We start from the raw sequence: 17,560 nt of genomic DNA, 5'->3' as shown, positions 1-17,560 counted from the left end.
TAGTTTTTGTTGTTAAAACCCCCTTCTTTTATTCCATAATATTTACTTGTCATAAATCTGAAATACTACTGAAATATTAATGTCATTTGCATGTCATAAATAAAGCGCATCTTACTGATGGGAATTTGTTGCCAGGCTCATGCTGTAAAATATATCTCTGGATCAGCATGTTAACTTCGTGTATTAATTATGATGATTTTATTGCACGGGAAGCGTAGCTATGACCACAGTGGTTTTGAATGTAAAAATTGACGCAGAGCTAAAAGAAAAGTTGCGTCATTTTGCGGAAGTTAATAACGAGAACCTGGGAACGGCAACGGAAAAGCTGCTGCAGCTGGCTTTTCAGCTGGAGGAGTCAGCAGGTGAGGCGGGGGTGACGGAAGAGGACATTGACAGCCAGCATACCGAAGAGGAAGCGACGCCACTTACCCCTAAAGAAATCAAAGCATTAAGAAAACTTCTGAAGAAGAAAAAATGAAACAACAATTCTCTACAGCCAGCAACTATAGCGAAGCTTGCGATATGTTGCGCTCAGGATACGTAAAACACGTCCGCCTGAACTGGAATATCGGTAGTGATGAGTTCTTTCGCATTGCTTCCGACTGGTGTGACACCGGCGCTAAAATCAAAAAAGATGAAGATGGCTTTATTATTTCCCTGAAAGGGTTTCCTATTCCGCGCCAGCATTAATGAAATTGCCTTCTTTCTGTCATTGGGTTGCCATAACCAGAGGGCAGGATAGCCAGGCAATTTTATAAAAACATCTCATATACCTCATGGATGAAGGTCATTTGACGGGCTGAAGTCAGCCCGTCGCTATTTTCTTATATTATTTTTCGCAAACGTGTATTTTCCTTCTGTTCAGCAAGGCTTTGCCACAGCGGTTGTAGCGTGGAGAAGGCCCGGCGCAATGCTTCATCCGGCAGCGTAAACGGCAGACGTAAATAGCGATCGAACGCCCCTTCCAGCCCAAACCGCGTACCGGTGCCGATATGGATCCCCTGGCTTTCCGCACGCGCAGAGAACAGGGTGGCCAGCATGTCAGGAAGTTCCACCCAAAAAGAGAGCCCACCTTCCGGTGGCGAAAACCGCCAGCGGGGAAAATATTCCGCCATCAGAGTTTCGCACATGTCCCGGCGCGCCTTGAGCATATCCCGCCGCGGCGGCAGCAGTGTGGCGGCATTTTCCAGTAGCCAGCAGCAGGCCAGTTGCTCCAGCAGCGGCGTACCCAAATCCAGCGAATCGCGGGCCTGAATAAGCGAGGCGATGGTCCGCGCGCTGGCGCGGATCCAGCCGATACGTAGTCCCCCCCAGAAGCTTTTCCCGGCCGAACCAATGGTGAGCACCGCGGCATCGGGATTGAAGCTGGCCAGCGGTGGGGGCGGCGGCGCGTTATACCAAAGGTCGGCCATGGTCTCGTCGATTACCAGCGTTGTTCGCGTCCTGGCGGCGATGTCCGCAACCCGCTGGCGGGTGAGGGCATCCATACAGCGTCCGGTGGGGTTGTGAAAATCCGGCATCAGCCACGCCAGCCGCGGCGCAGTCTGCGCAATAGTCGCCGCCAGTCCATCGCAGTCCCATCCCTGCTGCGGAAGCGCAACCCCGACGGGGCGGCAGGAGGCGCCCTGAATGGCGCTGATGGCCATCGGATAGGTGGGGGCGTCAATAACCACCCGATCGCCCGGCCCGGTGAACAGGCGCAGGATCAGCGCGAAGGCGCTGAGGGCGCCGTTGACCACCATCACCTCATCGGGCCGCGTCGGCAGACCGCGTTCGCTGTAGCGCCGGGCAATCGCCTCCCGCAGCACCGGCAGCCCCTGCTGGTCATAGCCAGTCTGTGCGAGATAGGGCGGCAGCAGGGTCATAGCGTGCTGGAAGGCCTGATGGACCTCCGGCCCGGCGCTGAGGGCGGCGGTAGATAGATTAAGCGTAGATGAGATGCCGGCAGGCAGAGGAAGATCGGCGGGGCGTTCCGGCAAAACAATGCGTGACCCGCTCCCCTGGCGGCTGTAGAGAAAGCCCTCCTCCCGCAACTGGCCGAGGGCGCTGGCGATGGTGGTCCGGCTGACGTTCAGGGCCGCCGCCAGCTCGCGCTCGCCGGGCAGGCGCGTTTGCAGCGTCAGGCGACCATCAAGGATCAGCAGGCGGAGCGCTTCCGCCAGCTGGCGCCATAGCGGCGTGCGTGAGCTGGTCTCCTGCCAGTTGCCGAGCAGGCGTACCAGCGATTGGGTTCCAAAGCGTCGGGCTGACATAGCGATCCACTTTTCCAAAACTGGCCATTAATTATCAGTCCATTTTTGCTGATGATGAGGGCATTCGCAATGATGTTGAGGAAAAAATATGCTTCGTCGCCTGCTGCAGTTATATATTGGTCTGGTGCTTTACGGCGTGTCCACGGCGCTCTTCGTGCATGCCAATCTCGGCGCCGATCCGTGGGATGTTTTCCATCTCGGGGTGGCTAAACAGCTGGGTATCAGTTTCGGTACGGTGATTATCCTGACCGGCGCGGCGGTACTGCTGCTGTGGATCCCGATCCGGCAAATGCCGGGGCTCGGCACGGTGAGCAATGTCATCGTGCTGGGATTAGCGGCGGACGCCACGCTGGCCGTCCTGCCGCCGCTGGAGTCGATGTTGGCGCGCAGTGCGCTGCTGGTAGGAGCGATTGTGCTGAACGCTATCGCTACCGGGATGTATATTGGCGCGGGCTTTGGCCCCGGGCCGCGCGATGGCCTGATGACCGGTCTGCATGCTCGCACTGGTTGGTCACTGCGCGGTATCCGGACGGCGATCGAGCTTTCCGTACTGCTGATTGGCTGGCTGCTGGGGGGCAAATTTGGCGTCGGAACCGTCATCTACGCGCTGTCGATTGGGCCGCTGATCCAGCTGTGCCTACCGTGGTTCAGCCAGCCCGTCAGCCGCAACGCGGTCAGCCCTCCCCGGGAAATAGTCTCCTGAATTAACCCATCGCCCTCTTCATCACGGAGAGGGCCTTTCATCGCTTACAGGCCGCTCAGGCCATGAAGCATCATGTAGATCCCCACCACAATAATCAGTAAGCCTGAGAACCAGGGCGCCTTGCGCGAGAGGTCGTTAAGCCACGGCCAGCGGCGGGTGGCATGTTTAAGGCTCAGGGCGGCGATGGCCCCGGAAGCCACCAGCGTCAGCGCCAGACCAACGCTAAAGCCCAGCACCAGCGTGGCGCCCAGGGAGAATTTCTTCAGCTGTAAACAGATAAGCAGCACGGTAATGGACGCCGGGCAGGGGATCAGCCCCCCGGTCAGGCCAAACAGCACGATCTGCCCTGTCGTCACCTGGCGGCCATCAAAGCGCCGGTTGATCTCCTGAGCATGAGCCCGCTGATGCGCGTCCTGCCACTCCTCCGCCACCAGCGGCGCGGCGGATGAGGACGCATGGTGATGGTCATGGCGGTGATCATGGTCATGGTGGTGATCATGTTCATGGTGGTGCTCATGTTCATGGTGGTGCTCATGTTCATGGTGGTGCTCATGGTGCGTGTGAGGCTGCGATTCGCGCCAGGTGCGCCAGAGCATCCAGCAGGCAATCAGCACAATGACAATCCCTGAGACCAGCTGAAACCAGGGTTCAGAGGTTTGGGCGTTCCAGCCGCGGCCAAACCACAGGCCGGCCATGGCGATCAGCCAGACCACTGCCGTATGGGAAACCGTGGCCGCCAGCCCCAGCAGTACCGCCTGTTTTAAGGTTCCTCGCACCGCAACGATAAAGGCGGCCATCATTGTTTTTGAGTGCCCGGGTTCGAGGCCGTGCAGCGCGCCGAGCAGTATTGCGCTGGGTATAAACAGCCAGGCATTGCCCTGCTGCAGAAGGGAAGTGAAATCGTTCATATCGGGATCCTTGCCAAAAGTGCGATTATCCTACTCCCCCCCAGTAGTAAAATACTACCCCCCAGTAGATAAAGCGGCTAATAAAAAGGATCATGGTATGCTGGCAGGCGTTGCTGACCACGCAGGTCGGTAATCCCGGACAGAATGAAACGGTGGATCGTGCAATGTCACATACAGTTCGACACAAAAAGATGTTACTGACCCGGCTGAAGAAAATTCAGGGGCAGAGTACCGCGTTAGAGAAAATGCTTAATCGCGAGCATGAGTGCGCTGAAATATTACAGCAGCTGGCGGCGATCCGCGGCGCGGTCAACGGCATGATGCTGCAGGTTATTCAGGGGCATCTTACCGACCATGTGGTGAAAGAGCCTGACGAGACGCAGCGCGAAGCGGATCTGGAGACGGTGATGCAGGTGATTAAATCCTATCTGAAGTAGCGCCCCCTGACGTTCCGCTCAAGCCACCCGCCGCTTAATGCGCATGGAGGTTATGCTCTGCCCACAGAATGAACTGCTCTTTTGGCAGCGCTTTGCTGTACAGCCACCCCTGGGCGTACTGAACGCCATGCTGGCGCAGCCAGTCGCGCTGGCTTTCGGTTTCCACCCCTTCGGCGACGGTGGCCAGATTGAGCGCTTTGGCCATTTCAATAATGTGCGGCGTCAGCGGCCGGTACTCGAGGGTATCGACAAAAGATTTATCGATTTTCAGCGTGTCGACGTCCAGTTTCTGCAGATAGCTCAGGCTGGAGTAGCCGGTGCCAAAGTCATCAATCGAGATCCGATGCCCGGCCTGACGATAGTGAGCGATCACCGGCATAGTCGTCTCCGGGTCGACAAAACCGCGCTCGGTGATTTCAAGGATGATCTGTTCGGCGGCGATTCCCCAGTGCTGTAGCTGATTGTGCAACAACGTCGGCAGGGTGGGCGAGCGTAAATCATCTACCGACAGGTTGATGGAGATGTGCACTTCCGGCCGCTGCCGCAGCCAGGGGCCGAGATCGGCAAAAATTTTCCTGACGATATCTTCCGTCAGCTGCGTGATGAGCCCGGTCTGCTCGGCCAGGGGAATAAAGATATCCGGCGATAAAAAAGTGCCGTCGGGCTGCTGCCAGCGGGCCAGGGCCTCCGCCCCGGCAATTTTCCCGTCCTGCAACGAAATAATCGGCTGATAGTGAACCTGAATCGCTTCGGAATTGAGGGCGTCCAGCATGCTGTTGCGCGGTGAGCGCAGGTGCCTTAGCAGACGCAGCAGCAGCCAGGTGGCGAGCAGGCTGGTGAAAATGCCGGCAGGGAGCCAGAAGAACAGCTGCTGTCGAATGCGCTGCTGCAGCGGCAAGGTTGAAGACCAGGTTACGATGCCAGAGCCCAGCTCGGGAATGCGCTGGATCCGGTAGACTGTGTTATCCAGAGTAAGCATATCCACATGCGGATCTTTAATGCGTTGCCAGACTTTCGCCGGCAGCGGCTGACTGCTGATCACCATTTTCTGGTGGTCCAGGCCAAACAGCATGGTATGGATCTTCTCTTCGCTGGCGGGAACGACATCAATAAAGGAGACGGGGTCGATCATCACCATGTGCTGCCGGCTGCCCATGGCCGTCATCTGATGATCGAGGCCAAGATCGTTAATTGAGGTCAGCCAGGTGCGATAGCCGTCGGGGGCAATGTGGTCCGGCGGGGGGAAGGTGACCGCGACGCTATGGTCTTCCAGGGAGGAGCATTGCGGCACGGAATCACGCAGCCAGAGCACTTCCTGAATGTAGCGATGGGTATAGGCGATGCGGCGGAGCGTAAGCAGATGTTCAGGGCTACAGGAGGCGGCGGTGTGTGCGTCAGCCTCTCGTAACGCTTCCCGGGCCTGGTCGGCAACCTGCAGCGTCCGAACGACGATACGGTTGGAATAGTCATCCAGTTCACGATAGAACTGCATTTTGGCCTGCCGCGCCGCCTGCCAGATGCTGAGTGAAATGGGCAGGATGATGGCCAGTATCAGCACTCCTGTAAACAGCGCCATCAGATGCCGGGTCCTCATGCCTGTGTCCTTATCGTTCGCCGGGTGTCATCAGTATATGCGAAAGATAATTCGGGCGCAGCGGGAGAAAACGCGTCGTTTGGGGAAAAAGCCGGCATCACAACAGGCTGCGATGCCGGGAGAGAAGGATGATTCCGATGTAGCAGAATAAAAATGAGGGTGTGAATGCCGGGCAGGGTGTGTTCCGGCATTCAGTCGCAGCATACGCTGCGCAGATGACAGCAATATGTTAGCTAGTGTGCATCCGGCGCCGGGATATCAGCGCTGATGCGCAGGTCGTTCTCATCAAACACCATGCAGAAGCGCTCATCGAAAGCCAGCTTAATTTTCTGCCAGGGGCGGAAATGGACGTCGCCGGGCAGCAGAACCTTGACGTTGTCGTGGCCGTAGCACTGGCCGAACAGATAGGTATTGTTGCCCAGACGCTCCACCACTTCACATTGAAACTCCACCACGGTACCGGTGGCGACTTCCGGGGTGAGGTGCTCCGGCCGGATCCCCAGCGTCACCGCAGCGCCGGGCTTCAGCGGCTGGGTGGCGATATTCAGGGCCAGCTGATGGTCCTGCGCGAGGGTGACCGTTAAGCGTTCCGGCTGCCAGTCGCTGACGATAGCCGGCAGAAAGTTCATCTTCGGCGAGCCGATAAAGCCGGCGACGAATTTGTTGACCGGATTGTAGTACAGCGCCATCGGCGAACCCATTTGTTCGACTTTCCCGTAGTTCATGACCACGATTTTATCGGCCAGCGTCATCGCCTCCACCTGATCGTGCGTGACATACACCATAGTGGTCTTCAGCTCCTGGTGCAGACGGGCAATATGCAGGCGCATATCGACGCGCAGCTCCGCATCAAGGTTAGAGAGCGGCTCATCGAACATAAACACCCGGGGATTACGCACGATCGCCCGGCCAATGGCCACGCGCTGCCGCTGGCCGCCAGAGAGCTGCTTCGGTTTACGATCCAGCAGGTGCGAGAGCTGCAGCGTTTTAGCCACCATTTCCACCTGGCGACGGATCTCCGTTTTCGGCACTTTATTCACCTTCAGCCCGTAGCCCATGTTCTCTGCCACCGTCATGTGCGGATAGAGCGCATAGGACTGGAAGACCATCGCCACGCCGCGGCGGGCGGGCACGACATCATTCATCACCTCATCGCCGATCAGTACTTCTCCTTCGCTGACCTCTTCCAGCCCGGCAATCATGCGCAGTAGCGTCGATTTTCCACAACCGGAAGGGCCGACGAAGACGGCAAACTCGCCATCTTCAATATCGAGATTGACCTGGTGCAGCGTCACCGTGCTGCCGAACCTTTTGGTGACATTCCTCAGTCGTATATTGGACATCCACATTCCCCGGAGTGAGTAGCTGTTATTTGCCGTTGGCTTATCGCTATGTTGAGTGTGATTTGTATTACGTGTAACAAATCAGTGTGACGATGTTCAACAGCAGTAAAATCATGCCCTGACTATAACTTCCGCGGATTTTGCGCCATACAGGGACGTTTCATTTCTGCAAGGATGATCACACAACTGGCAGCTTATGGTAGTTTTATCAACGATCAAAGCGTAGCGTATAACAAAAGCGCATCAGAACATGTTTTCCACATAATACGGCAGTTCGAAAAGATTTATTTTTCTAACTGGCAGACGGAATTCAAATAAAAACCATTAAATTGTTATACCTTCACATGAGGTTGATAATGAAAAAGAACACGCTTGCTGCACTGATCCTTACCACCCTGGCGGCGGGGCAACTCGCCAGCCTGCAGGCGCATGCCGCCGGGCAGCTCAACGTCTGGGAGGACATTAAAAAATCCGCTGGCATCAAAACCGCGGTTAGCGATTTTGAAAAGCAGTACAACGTGAAGGTCAATCTCCAGGAGATGCCCTACGCCCAGCAACTGGAAAAACTGCGCCTCGACGGCCCGGCGGGCATTGGGCCGGACGTGCTGGTGATCCCGAATGACCAGCTCGGCGGCGCCGTGGTACAGGGACTACTCTCGCCGCTCAGCGTCGATCAGGCGAAACAGGATGCCTTTACGCCAGCCTCCATCAATGCCTTCCGCATGGACAACGCGCTGTATGGGATCCCGAAGGCGGTGGAAACCCTGGTGCTTATCTACAACAAGGACCTGATCGACAAGCCGCTGGACAGCCTGCAGGCCTGGCTGCACTACTCGAAAACCCAGCGCGAGCAGAACAAATACGGCCTGCTCGCCAAGTTTGACCAGATCTATTACAGCTGGGGGGCGATTGGCCCGATGGGCGGCTATATCTTTGCTAAAAACGACAGCGGCGGCTTTAACCCGCAGCAGGTGGGTCTCAATACCCCCGGCGCCGTCGAAGCCGTCACCTTCCTGAAAAAATTCTATGCCGAGAAGGTCTTTCCGGCGGGGATCCTCGGCGATAACGGGCTGAATGCCATCGATTCCCTGTTTACCGAGAAAAAAGCGGCGGCGGTGATCAACGGCCCCTGGGCCTTCCAGCCGTATGAAGCCGCTGGCATTAACTATGGCGTGGCGCCCCTGCCGACCCTGCCGGACGGCAAGCCGATGAGCTCCTTCCTCGGCGTCAAAGGCTATGTAGTATCGACCTGGAGTAAAGACAAAGCGCTGGCGCAACAGTTTATCGAGTTCATCAACCAGCCGCAGTATGTGAAAGCCCGCTATGTCGCCACTGGCGAAATTCCGCCGCTGAAGGCGATGATTGACGATCCGGTGATTAAAAACGACCAAAAGGCCAGCGCCGTCGCCATCCAGTCGGCGCGAGCGGTGGCGATGCCGGGCATTCCCGAGATGGGGGAAGTGTGGGGGCCGGCCAACGCCGCGCTTGAACTGAGCCTCACCGGTAAGCAGGCGCCGCAGGCCGCGCTCGATAACGCGGTGAAACAGATCACGATGCAGATCGAAGCGATGCAGGCCAGCAATCAGTAATTCACCGTCACGTGAAGTCACCGAGCGGGAGGGGGACCTCCCGTTTGTAGAAGGAGTCGAGTGTGAGCATCCATTCCAGCGAAAATTTTAGCGACGCACGCGGGCCCGGGCGCCATGCATGGTGCGGCCTGCTGCTGGCAATCGTGCCGGGTTTCGGTCAGTTTTATCATCGCCAGTGGCTGAAAGGGCTGGTCTTCCTGGTGCTGCTGAGCAGCTTTCTGGGGATTTTTTATGATTTCCTGCGTGAGGGGTTGTGGGGGTTATATACCCTGGGTGAAGAGGTACCGCGGGATAACTCTATCTTCCTGTTAGCCGAGGGGATTATCAGCGTGCTGATCGTCGCTTTCGGCGTGCTGATCTATTTTCTCTCGCTGCGGGATGCGTGGCTCAACGGCAAAAAACGCGATGAGGGGATCGCCCTCAACAGCGTGCGTAAGCAGTACCAGATGCTGCTGAGCGACGGCTTTCCGTACCTGATGATCACCCCGGGCTTTATTCTGCTGGTGTTTGTGGTGATCTTTCCGATTCTGTTCGGTTTCGCCATCGCCTTCACTAACTACAACCTGTACCACACCCCGCCGGCGAAGCTGGTGGACTGGGTGGGGCTGAAAAACTTTATTAATATTTTCACCCTCTCCATCTGGCGCTCCACTTTCCTGGATGTGCTGCAGTGGACCGTGGTGTGGACGCTGCTGGCGACCACCCTGCAGTGTACGGTGGGCGTGCTGCTGGCGATTCTGGTCAACCAAAAAGATCTGCGCTTTAAGCCGCTGATCCGCACCATCTTTATTTTGCCGTGGGCGGTGCCGGGGTTTGTCACCATTCTCGTTTTTGCCGGCATGTTCAACGACTCCTTCGGGGTCATCAACAACGCGATCCTGTCCTTTTTTGGCATCAGTCCGAAGGCATGGCTCACCGATCCGTTCTGGACTAAAACGGCGCTGATCATGATGCAGACCTGGCTTGGCTTCCCGTTTGTCTTTGCCATGACCACCGGCGTGTTGCAGGCGATCCCGGACGATCTGTATGAAGCGGCGACGATGGACGGCGCCAGCGCCTTTACCCGTCTGCGCACCATCACCCTGCCGCTGGTGCTGTATGCGATCGCGCCGATCATCATCACCCAGTACACCTTCAACTTTAATAACTTCAATATCATTTACCTGTTCAACAACGGCGGTCCTGCGGTGGCAGGCTCCAACGCCGGTGGGACGGATATTCTGGTGTCGTGGATCTATAAGCTGACGATGTCCTCGTCGCAGTACGCCATCGCGGCGACCATCACGATCCTGCTGTCGATCTTCGTCGTCGGCCTGGCGCTGTGGCAGTTCCGCGCCACCAAATCCTTCAAAAATGACGACATGGCGTAAGGGAAGCAACATGGCTCAATCACCCAGTATTAAACGCGAAAAGTGGATCCGACTCTCTCTCACCTGGCTGGTGGTTATTCTGGTCTCGGTGGTGATTATCTATCCGCTGGTCTGGACGGTCGGGGCGTCGCTGAACGCCGGCAATAGCTTGCTCAGTACCTCAATCATTCCGGAAAATGTGTCGTTCCAGCACTATGCCGATCTGTTCAATGGCAATGTGAATTACCTCACCTGGTACTGGAACTCGATGAAAATCAGCTTCCTGACTATGGTGCTGACCCTGATTAGCGTTAGCTTTACCGCTTACGCCTTCTCCCGCTTCCGCTTTAAAGGGCGGCAGAACGGGCTGATGTTGTTCCTGCTGCTGCAGATGATCCCGCAGTTTTCCGCGCTGATTGCCATCTTTGTGCTGTCGCAACTGCTTGGCCTGATAAACAGCCACCTGGCGCTGGTGCTGATCTACGTCGGGGGGATGATCCCGATGAACACCTGGCTGATGAAGGGGTATCTCGACGCGATCCCTAAAGACCTGGATGAGTCCGCTCGCATGGACGGCGCCAGCAGCTTTCGCATCTTTATCGAGATCATCATGCCGTTGTCGAGGCCCATCCTCGCGGTGGTGGCGCTGTTCTCGTTCACTGGGCCGCTGGGGGATTTCATCCTCTCCAGCACCATCCTGCGCACCCCGGATAAATACACGCTGCCTATCGGTCTGTATAACCTGGTGGCGCAAAAAATGGGTGCCAGCTACACCACCTACGCTGCGGGGGCGGTGCTGATCGCCGTACCGGTGGCGATCCTCTACCTGGCGCTACAAAAATACTTCGTCTCCGGCCTGACCTCGGGCAGTACTAAAGGATAAGCACATGAAAAGATTCACACCCGCATGGCTTGCGGTTTGTCTGGCATGCAGTTTCTCCACCTCTTCTCTGGCCGCGGACGCGCTTGCAACCCGCGCGTTTCAGGGCATGCCGGCGGACTTTATCAAAGGCGCGGATATCTCCACGCTGCTGGACGCCGAAAAGCACGGGGCGACGTTCTACGATCAGAATAATCAGCGCAAGGATCCGATCGCTATTCTGAAAGAGAACGGCGTCAACTATGTCCGCCTCCGTCTGTGGGTGGATCCGCAATCGGCGAGCGGCGAGGACTATGGCGGTGGGAACAATGATCTGGCCACCACCCTGGCGCTGGCGAAACGGGCGAAAGCCCAGGGGATGAAGCTGCTGCTTGATTTTCACTACAGCGATTTCTGGACCGATCCCGGCAAGCAGTTCAAGCCGAAAGCCTGGGAAAAGCTGGATTACCCGCAGCTGAAAACGGCGATTCATGACTATACCCGCGATACCATCGCCCGCTTTAAGCAGGCGGGCGTGCTGCCGGATATGGTGCAGATCGGCAACGAAATCAACGGCGGCATCCTGTGGCCGGAAGGGAAAAGCTGGGGGCAGGGCGGCGGAGAGTTCGACCGGCTGGCTGGCCTGCTGAACGCGGCTATCGCTGGCCTGAAGGAGAACCTGCGCCAGGGCGAGCAGGTGAAAATCATGCTGCATCTGGCCGAAGGGACCAAGAACGATACCTTCCGCTGGTGGTTTGATGAGATCGACAAGCGCCATGTACCGTATGACGTGATTGGTCTGTCGATGTACACCTACTGGAATGGCCCGATCAGCGCCCTGAAGGCCAATATGGATGACATCAGCAAACGCTATAACAAAGACGTCATCGTCGTCGAGGCGGCCTATGCCTATACCCTGGCCAACTGCGATAACGCGGAAAATAGTTTCCAGGCAAAAGAGGAAAAGGATGGGGGATATCCCGCCAGCGTACAGGGGCAATATAACTATATTCACGATTTAATGCAGGCGGTGGTTGATGTGCCAGACCAGCGTGGCAAAGGTATTTTCTATTGGGAGCCTACATGGATTGCCGTGCCGGGAAATACCTGGGCCACCCCGGCGGGGATGAAATATATCCACGACGAGTGGAAAGAGGGTAATGCACGTGAAAATCAGGCGCTATTTGATTGCCAGGGAAAAGTATTGCCGTCGGTAAAAGTTTTTAATTAATTTTTTTGTCGTCTTTTTCAGGAAGTTTATTATGAATAAATTTGCACCTTTACATCCGAAGGTTAGTACGCTGCTGCATGGCGCGGATTATAATCCGGAGCAATGGGAGAATGACCCCGATATTATTGATAAAGACATTGCCATGATGCAGCAGGCAAAATGCAATGTGATGTCGGTGGGAATATTTAGCTGGGCGAAACTGGAGCCACGCGAAGGGGTATTTAATTTCGCCTGGCTGGATATTATCCTCGATAAACTGTATGCCGCCGGCATTCATGTCTTTCTGGCCACGCCGAGCGGCGCGCGTCCGGCGTGGATGTCGCAGCGCTATCCGCAGGTTCTGCGGGTGGGGCGCGATCGGGTGCCGGCCCTGCACGGCGGCCGTCACAACCACTGTATGTCGTCACCGGTCTATCGCGAGAAAACCCTGCAAATCAATACCTTGCTGGCAGAACGTTATTCCTCACACCCGGCGGTGCTGGGCTGGCATATTTCCAACGAATATGGCGGTGAATGCCATTGCGATCTCTGCCAGAACCGTTTTCGCGACTGGCTGAAGGCGCGTTACCAGACCCTGGAGAACCTCAACCAGGCCTGGTGGAGCACCTTCTGGAGTCATACCTATACTGACTGGTCGCAGATTGAATCGCCTGCGCCGCAGGGCGAGATGTCGATCCACGGTCTTAATCTTGACTGGCATCGCTTTAACACCGCTCAGGTGACTGATTTCTGCCGCCATGAAATTGCTCCGCTGAAGGCGGCGAATGCCTCCCTGCCGGTGACTACCAACTTTATGGAGTATTTCTACGATTACGACTACTGGCAGCTGGCGGAGGCGCTGGATTTCATCTCCTGGGACAGCTATCCGATGTGGCACCGCGATAAAGACGAAACCGCGCTGGCCTGTTACACCGCGATGTATCACGACATGATGCGCAGCCTGAAGGGCGGCAAACCGTTTGTGCTGATGGAGTCCACCCCGGGCGCCACCAACTGGCAGCCGACCAGCAAACTGAAGAAGCCGGGAATGCATATTCTTTCCTCGCTGCAGGCGGTGGCGCATGGCGCCGACTCGGTGCAGTATTTCCAGTGGCGGAAAAGCCGCGGTTCGGTTGAGAAATTTCACGGCGCAGTGGTCGACCACGTCGGACATATTGATACCCGCATTGGCCGCGAAGTCTGCCAGCTCGGCGAGATCCTCAGCAAGCTGCCGGAGGTGAGGGGCTGTCGCACCGAGGCGAAAGTAGCGATTATCTTCGACCAGCAGAACCGCTGGGCGCTGGATGACGCCCAGGGGCCGCGCAATCTTGGGATGGAATATGAGAAGACGGTCAACGAGCACTACCGCCCGTTCTGGGAGCAGGGCATCGCCGTCGATGTGATTGACGCCGATGTCGATTTAACGCCGTATCAGTTAGTGATTGCCCCGATGTTATATATGGTGCGCGACGGCTTTGCCGGTCGGGCGGAGGCGTTTGTCGCCAACGGCGGCCACCTGGTGACCACCTACTGGACCGGTATCGTCAATGAGTCCGATCTCTGCTATCTCGGCGGCTTCCCGGGCCCGCTGCGCAATCTGCTGGGGATCTGGGCGGAAGAGATCGACTGCCTGAATGACGGCGAGTTTAATCTCGTGCAGGGGCTTGCCGGGAATCAGTGCGGTCTGCAGGGCCCTTATCAGGTGCGCCATCTCTGCGAACTGATCCATATCGAGAGCGCCCAGGCGCTGGCCACCTACCGGGATGATTTTTATGCCGGACGGCCGGCTGTGACGGTGAACGCGTTCGGGAAAGGCAAAGCCTGGCATGTGGCCTCCCGCAACGATTTAGCCTTCCAGCGCGATTTCTTTACCGCCCTGAGCAAGGAGCTGGCCCTGCCGCGGGCGATAGCGACGGAGTTACCACCCGGCGTGGTGGCGACTGCGCGCACCGACGGTGACAACGCATTTATCTTCCTGCAGAACTACAGCGCGCAAAACCATACCCTGACCCTGCCGCAAGGGTATCGGGATTGCCTGACCGACGCGGCGGTATCGGCTCCACTGACCCTGTCGGCATGGGATTGCCGTATTCTCCGTCGTCACGCGTAATTTCTTCTTCTCCACGCCTGCTCTGACGAGCAGGCTTTTTTTTATCTTAAACCTGGAGTTTATTATGGTGAGTTTAAAATCCTTCCTGCACTATTTCTCCCCAGCGCGTCCGGCACAGCCATTAAGCGAGGCGGAAAAACAGCAAATCGAGGCGCTGATTCAGGCCTTTGGTGGCGAAGCGAATATTACGCAAGTGGACGCCTGTATTACCCGTCTGCGGGTTAGCGTTCGCCATCTTGCGGCCGTGGACTCCGAAGCATTACAGCAGCAGGGTGCGCTGGGGGTTATTATTCTTGGTCAGCAGGTGCATGCTATTTTCGGTAAACAGTCCGATGCGCTGCGTCAGCTTCTGGATGAACATTTTGCCGCCCGGAAATAAATAAAACGGGATAACCTGAAAACAGGTTATCCCGAAAGTAAGACAAAGACAGCAGTGGCAATAAAGTTTACCGGAAGATAATTAACAGTCTTACAGCAGGAGATAAAAATAACGTATGAGTCTTAGCCGTGCGCAATTACCACCAGGCCTCAACCTGCACGCCGAAATTCCAGGTATTATTCGCCGTCTGGTCTTCAAACGGTTTACCATCTTCGGAATCATTCAAATATGAAGCAAAAATGCGTAATTCCGGACGTGACATAAAGTCTGGCCCGTCCGCCAGGCCCAACGCAATGGTGTATTTCTCACCGGCCTGTTTGTAGCTGGTGCCATTGTTGTAGCTGTCTTTCTGATAGAAACCGCCGACTTCGCCAATCAGGCGCACGTAGTCGGTGAACTGGTACTGCCCGCGGGCGACCAGCGACAGCATCCGCGTTTTGTCGGTATAGTCGGTAATGTCATCCGCCGAGCCCCAGGTCAGAACGTGGTTGATAGAAAACTTCTCAGTAATCGGGATCAGGCCGGTGTTAATCACGCGATAACCGGTGGCGTCGTTCACGTAGTTCCACATATCGTACCAGCCGCCGCCCTGGGAGACCATGTTCTGCGCCAGGCCTTTGTTGGCGTACTGCAGCACGGTTTTGTTATAGCCGCCCAGCATATCCTGACTGATTTCACCGGTCAGCATGACGCCGTTGTCAGCATCGTACAGTCCGCCGTAGCTATCCTGTTTTTTGGTGGTGTTTGGCATCGCGTAGTCGATACCGAATTCGGTCCACGAGCCCGCCCATGGCTTCCAGCCCGCGTAGCGTAAATCGATATAGTTGATATTGACGTTGCTGTCGCCATCGACGCGATAGTCAACATCGTTGGCATCGCCGCGGATCCAGGCCAGCGAGACGGCGCCCGGGCCGAGGGTGTAGTTTTCCACCCCGGCTCCGGAGCCGGAAATGTTCCAGTATTTGGTATCGATGATATGCAGATCATGGCGCTGGTAGTAACGTTTACCGCCCCAGATCACCGCATTCGGATCGCCAGGGATCAGCCCCTTTATCTGCAGGTTCAACTGACGTAAGCCGAACTGTGCATCATCGTTCAGCGTGGTTTCATTATCGTTAGAGCCGTCGGAGACCATGCTGACCATACTGTCGAGATAGAAGCTGACGTCATCTTTCTTATAGACCTCAGAGCCCAGCTCCAGCTCGCCGTAGGTATCCGACTCGTTCCCCAAACGGCCCAGCTTATTTTTTTGCCATTCCGCTTCGCTACCGTCGCCGGAGACCCCAACCCCGGCGCGCATATAGCCATGGAAATCGATCGTTGGGATCGCGGCGGTGGCCGCAAACGCGGAAGGAGCGATTAGCGCAGCGGCTAACGCGACTGAAAGGGCGCGCAGTGTAGTGTTCATCTCTATCCTCTTATTGTTTTGTATTACGTTCACATAACTGGTGTCATAAAATGCCTAAATGTAACTTCAGGCAAATGAGATATGATTATTGTGTGACTAACTGCAAATAATCACGGTGTTTTTTGTTGCGATGGGTGAGATGATTCACAATTCGCTGTATTGTGAACGTAATACTTTTATCGCTATTGTTTTGCAGTGAGAGGTGGTGGTGAGCGTTTTTTCAAATGGCCCCTGTTACAATCATGGGATAACAACATAAGGAACCGGACCATGAAGTCTAAAAGCGCTACTCTGGAAGACGTCGCACGCCATGCGGGCGTCTCTTACCAGACCGTGTCCAGGGTACTCAACAAATCAGCTAATGTATCCGAAGCGACGCGTCGCAAGGTGGAGAAATCGATAGAGGCCTTACGCTATGTGCCAAACCGGCTGGCGCAGCAGCTGGTGGGGAAGGAGAGCCAGACGGTCGGGCTGGTGACTATTTCTCTGGCCTGGCATGCGCCTTCCCAGGTGGCGGCGGCGGTAAAACGCTATGCCAATCTGGAAGGTTACCAGGTTCTGATTTCGATGATCGATGAGAGCGTCAACCAAAGTATCCAGGATTCCATCAATGAGCTGAAATCTCAGCGGGTGGATAAAGTCATTATCAACGTGCCGCTGGAGACCGAACAGGCGCAGAAAATCGCTGCTGACAACGATGATATCGTCTGCCTGTTTCTCGACGTTGATCCCTACAGCTCCGTGTTTAACGTTTCGTTTAACCCGGCGGACGGCACCCGGGCCAGCGTCAAATATCTCTATGAGATGGGGCATCGGGAGATCGCCCTGCTGGCGGGGCCGGACAGCTCAGTCTCGGCCAAACTCCGGTTAAAAAGCTGGCTGGAGACCCTGGATGGTTACGGTCTGAAGCCGGTGACCGTCCTGCACGGCAACTGGGATGCGCAGAGCGGCTACGCCGGCGCGCTGCAGATGCTGCGCGAAACGCCTAATTTCAGCGCTGTGCTGGTGGGTAATGATCAGATGGCGCTGGGGGTGCTCAGCGCCTTCCATCAGCATCAGGTGGCGGTGCCGGGTGAGAAGTCGGTTATTGGCTATGACGATACCTACGAAAGCTCCTTTTTCTATCCGGCGCTGAGTACCGTGTCGCTCGACCTCGACCTGCAGGGGAAAGAGGCGGTGCGGCGGATCCTCGCCAGCACCAGCGGGGCGCCTCATGCCTCATCCATTCTGCCGGCGCGCCTGGTGATACGCCATTCCAGCGGCGCCCGAATTGAGCAGGGAAAAGATCTGCAGGCCATTGCGGAACAGCTCCGCGCCATCGCCCACCGTCTGGCACCCTGACGCCAAAGGCGGGGAAACTCGCCTTATCACCTTACCCTTAAATTGAGCAGGGTTGATCTTTGTCACAGCACGGCGTAA

Annotated in this window: 16 protein-coding genes; 11 read left to right on the top strand and 5 right to left on the bottom strand. The window is 56.2% G+C overall.

Annotated features, from left to right (window positions below; translation table 11 throughout):
• Positions 1-220: 220 nt before the first annotated feature.
• Both OHJ17_RS19420 and OHJ17_RS19415 read left to right on the top strand, forming a co-directional pair.
• Complete coding sequence (locus OHJ17_RS19420; RefSeq protein ID WP_004147352.1) at positions 221-478, top strand: hypothetical protein; 258 nt, start codon at positions 221-223, stop codon at positions 476-478.
• Positions 475-690, top strand: coding sequence for a hypothetical protein (locus tag OHJ17_RS19415; RefSeq protein ID WP_004142688.1), 216 nt, complete (start codon positions 475-477; stop codon positions 688-690). The genes OHJ17_RS19420 and OHJ17_RS19415 overlap by 4 nt, the downstream gene beginning before the upstream one ends.
• Before the next feature lie 134 nt (positions 691-824).
• On the opposite strand, the gene OHJ17_RS19410 is transcribed toward OHJ17_RS19415, so the two are convergent.
• A complete protein-coding gene (locus tag OHJ17_RS19410; RefSeq protein ID WP_004893845.1) occupies positions 825-2,252 on the bottom strand; it encodes a MocR-like transcription factor YczR in 1,428 nt (475 codons plus the stop codon).
• A gap of 88 nt (positions 2,253-2,340) precedes the next feature.
• On the opposite strand from OHJ17_RS19410, the gene OHJ17_RS19405 reads away from it, so the two are divergent.
• Positions 2,341-2,955 (top strand): membrane protein YczE, encoded by a 615-nt coding sequence (locus OHJ17_RS19405; protein ID WP_023287307.1) that lies wholly within the window; start codon positions 2,341-2,343, stop codon positions 2,953-2,955.
• A gap of 44 nt (positions 2,956-2,999) precedes the next feature.
• Here the strand turns inward: OHJ17_RS19405 and OHJ17_RS19400 are convergent, their stop codons facing one another.
• Positions 3,000-3,863 (bottom strand): nickel/cobalt efflux protein RcnA, encoded by an 864-nt coding sequence (locus tag OHJ17_RS19400; protein WP_032432660.1) that lies wholly within the window; start codon positions 3,861-3,863, stop codon positions 3,000-3,002.
• Between the two features lie 164 nt (positions 3,864-4,027).
• Here OHJ17_RS19400 and OHJ17_RS19395 point away from each other — a divergent pair, with 164 nt between their 5' ends.
• The gene (locus OHJ17_RS19395) at positions 4,028-4,300 is read left to right on the top strand and encodes a metal/formaldehyde-sensitive transcriptional repressor (protein WP_002891985.1); all 273 of its coding nucleotides are present in this window, start codon (positions 4,028-4,030) and stop codon (positions 4,298-4,300) included.
• 34 nt (positions 4,301-4,334) lie between these two features.
• Here OHJ17_RS19395 and OHJ17_RS19390 read toward each other — a convergent pair whose 3' ends face one another.
• Both OHJ17_RS19390 and OHJ17_RS19385 read right to left on the bottom strand, forming a co-directional pair.
• Positions 4,335-5,894 (bottom strand): EAL domain-containing protein, encoded by a 1,560-nt coding sequence (locus OHJ17_RS19390; RefSeq protein ID WP_004142709.1) that lies wholly within the window; start codon positions 5,892-5,894, stop codon positions 4,335-4,337.
• A gap of 233 nt (positions 5,895-6,127) precedes the next feature.
• Positions 6,128-7,237 (bottom strand): ABC transporter ATP-binding protein, encoded by a 1,110-nt coding sequence (locus OHJ17_RS19385; RefSeq protein WP_004178760.1) that lies wholly within the window; start codon positions 7,235-7,237, stop codon positions 6,128-6,130.
• A 356-nt stretch (positions 7,238-7,593) separates the two neighbouring features.
• Here OHJ17_RS19385 and OHJ17_RS19380 point away from each other — a divergent pair, with 356 nt between their 5' ends.
• The 6 genes from OHJ17_RS19380 to OHJ17_RS19355 all read left to right on the top strand — a co-directional run bounded on the left by OHJ17_RS19380 (position 7,594) and on the right by OHJ17_RS19355 (position 14,733).
• Positions 7,594-8,826 carry a maltodextrin ABC transporter substrate-binding protein gene (locus OHJ17_RS19380; protein WP_023287310.1) on the top strand — a complete coding sequence of 411 codons (1,233 nt, stop codon included), beginning with the start codon at positions 7,594-7,596 and terminating at the stop codon, positions 8,824-8,826.
• Between the two features lie 62 nt (positions 8,827-8,888).
• A complete protein-coding gene (locus OHJ17_RS19375; RefSeq protein ID WP_004177243.1) occupies positions 8,889-10,196 on the top strand; it encodes a carbohydrate ABC transporter permease in 1,308 nt (435 codons plus the stop codon).
• A gap of 10 nt (positions 10,197-10,206) precedes the next feature.
• Positions 10,207-11,058, top strand: coding sequence for a sugar ABC transporter permease (locus OHJ17_RS19370; protein ID WP_000079398.1), 852 nt, complete (start codon positions 10,207-10,209; stop codon positions 11,056-11,058).
• Positions 11,059-11,062: 4 nt separating this feature from the next.
• Positions 11,063-12,265, top strand: a complete 1,203-nt coding sequence (locus OHJ17_RS19365) for a glycoside hydrolase family 53 protein (protein ID WP_004178761.1) — start codon at positions 11,063-11,065, stop codon at positions 12,263-12,265.
• A gap of 31 nt (positions 12,266-12,296) precedes the next feature.
• On the top strand, positions 12,297-14,354 hold the full coding sequence (locus OHJ17_RS19360; RefSeq protein WP_002892001.1) for a beta-galactosidase: 2,058 nt from the start codon (positions 12,297-12,299) through the stop codon (positions 14,352-14,354).
• Between the two features lie 64 nt (positions 14,355-14,418).
• Positions 14,419-14,733 (top strand): glucose PTS transporter subunit EIIB, encoded by a 315-nt coding sequence (locus tag OHJ17_RS19355; protein ID WP_002892003.1) that lies wholly within the window; start codon positions 14,419-14,421, stop codon positions 14,731-14,733.
• A 136-nt stretch (positions 14,734-14,869) separates the two neighbouring features.
• Here OHJ17_RS19355 and OHJ17_RS19350 read toward each other — a convergent pair whose 3' ends face one another.
• Complete coding sequence (locus tag OHJ17_RS19350; protein WP_004177240.1) at positions 14,870-16,141, bottom strand: maltoporin; 1,272 nt, start codon at positions 16,139-16,141, stop codon at positions 14,870-14,872.
• A gap of 270 nt (positions 16,142-16,411) precedes the next feature.
• Between OHJ17_RS19350 and OHJ17_RS19345 the strand changes: the two genes are divergently transcribed.
• Positions 16,412-17,482 (top strand): LacI family DNA-binding transcriptional regulator, encoded by a 1,071-nt coding sequence (locus tag OHJ17_RS19345; protein ID WP_004177239.1) that lies wholly within the window; start codon positions 16,412-16,414, stop codon positions 17,480-17,482.
• Positions 17,483-17,560: the final 78 nt, after the last annotated feature.

Origin of the sequence: Klebsiella sp. KP20-425-1 (assembly GCF_025813515.1) — a bacterium.
Lineage (GTDB): Bacteria > Pseudomonadota > Gammaproteobacteria > Enterobacterales > Enterobacteriaceae > Klebsiella > Klebsiella pneumoniae.
This window is presented reverse-complemented; position numbering and strand designations above follow the sequence as displayed.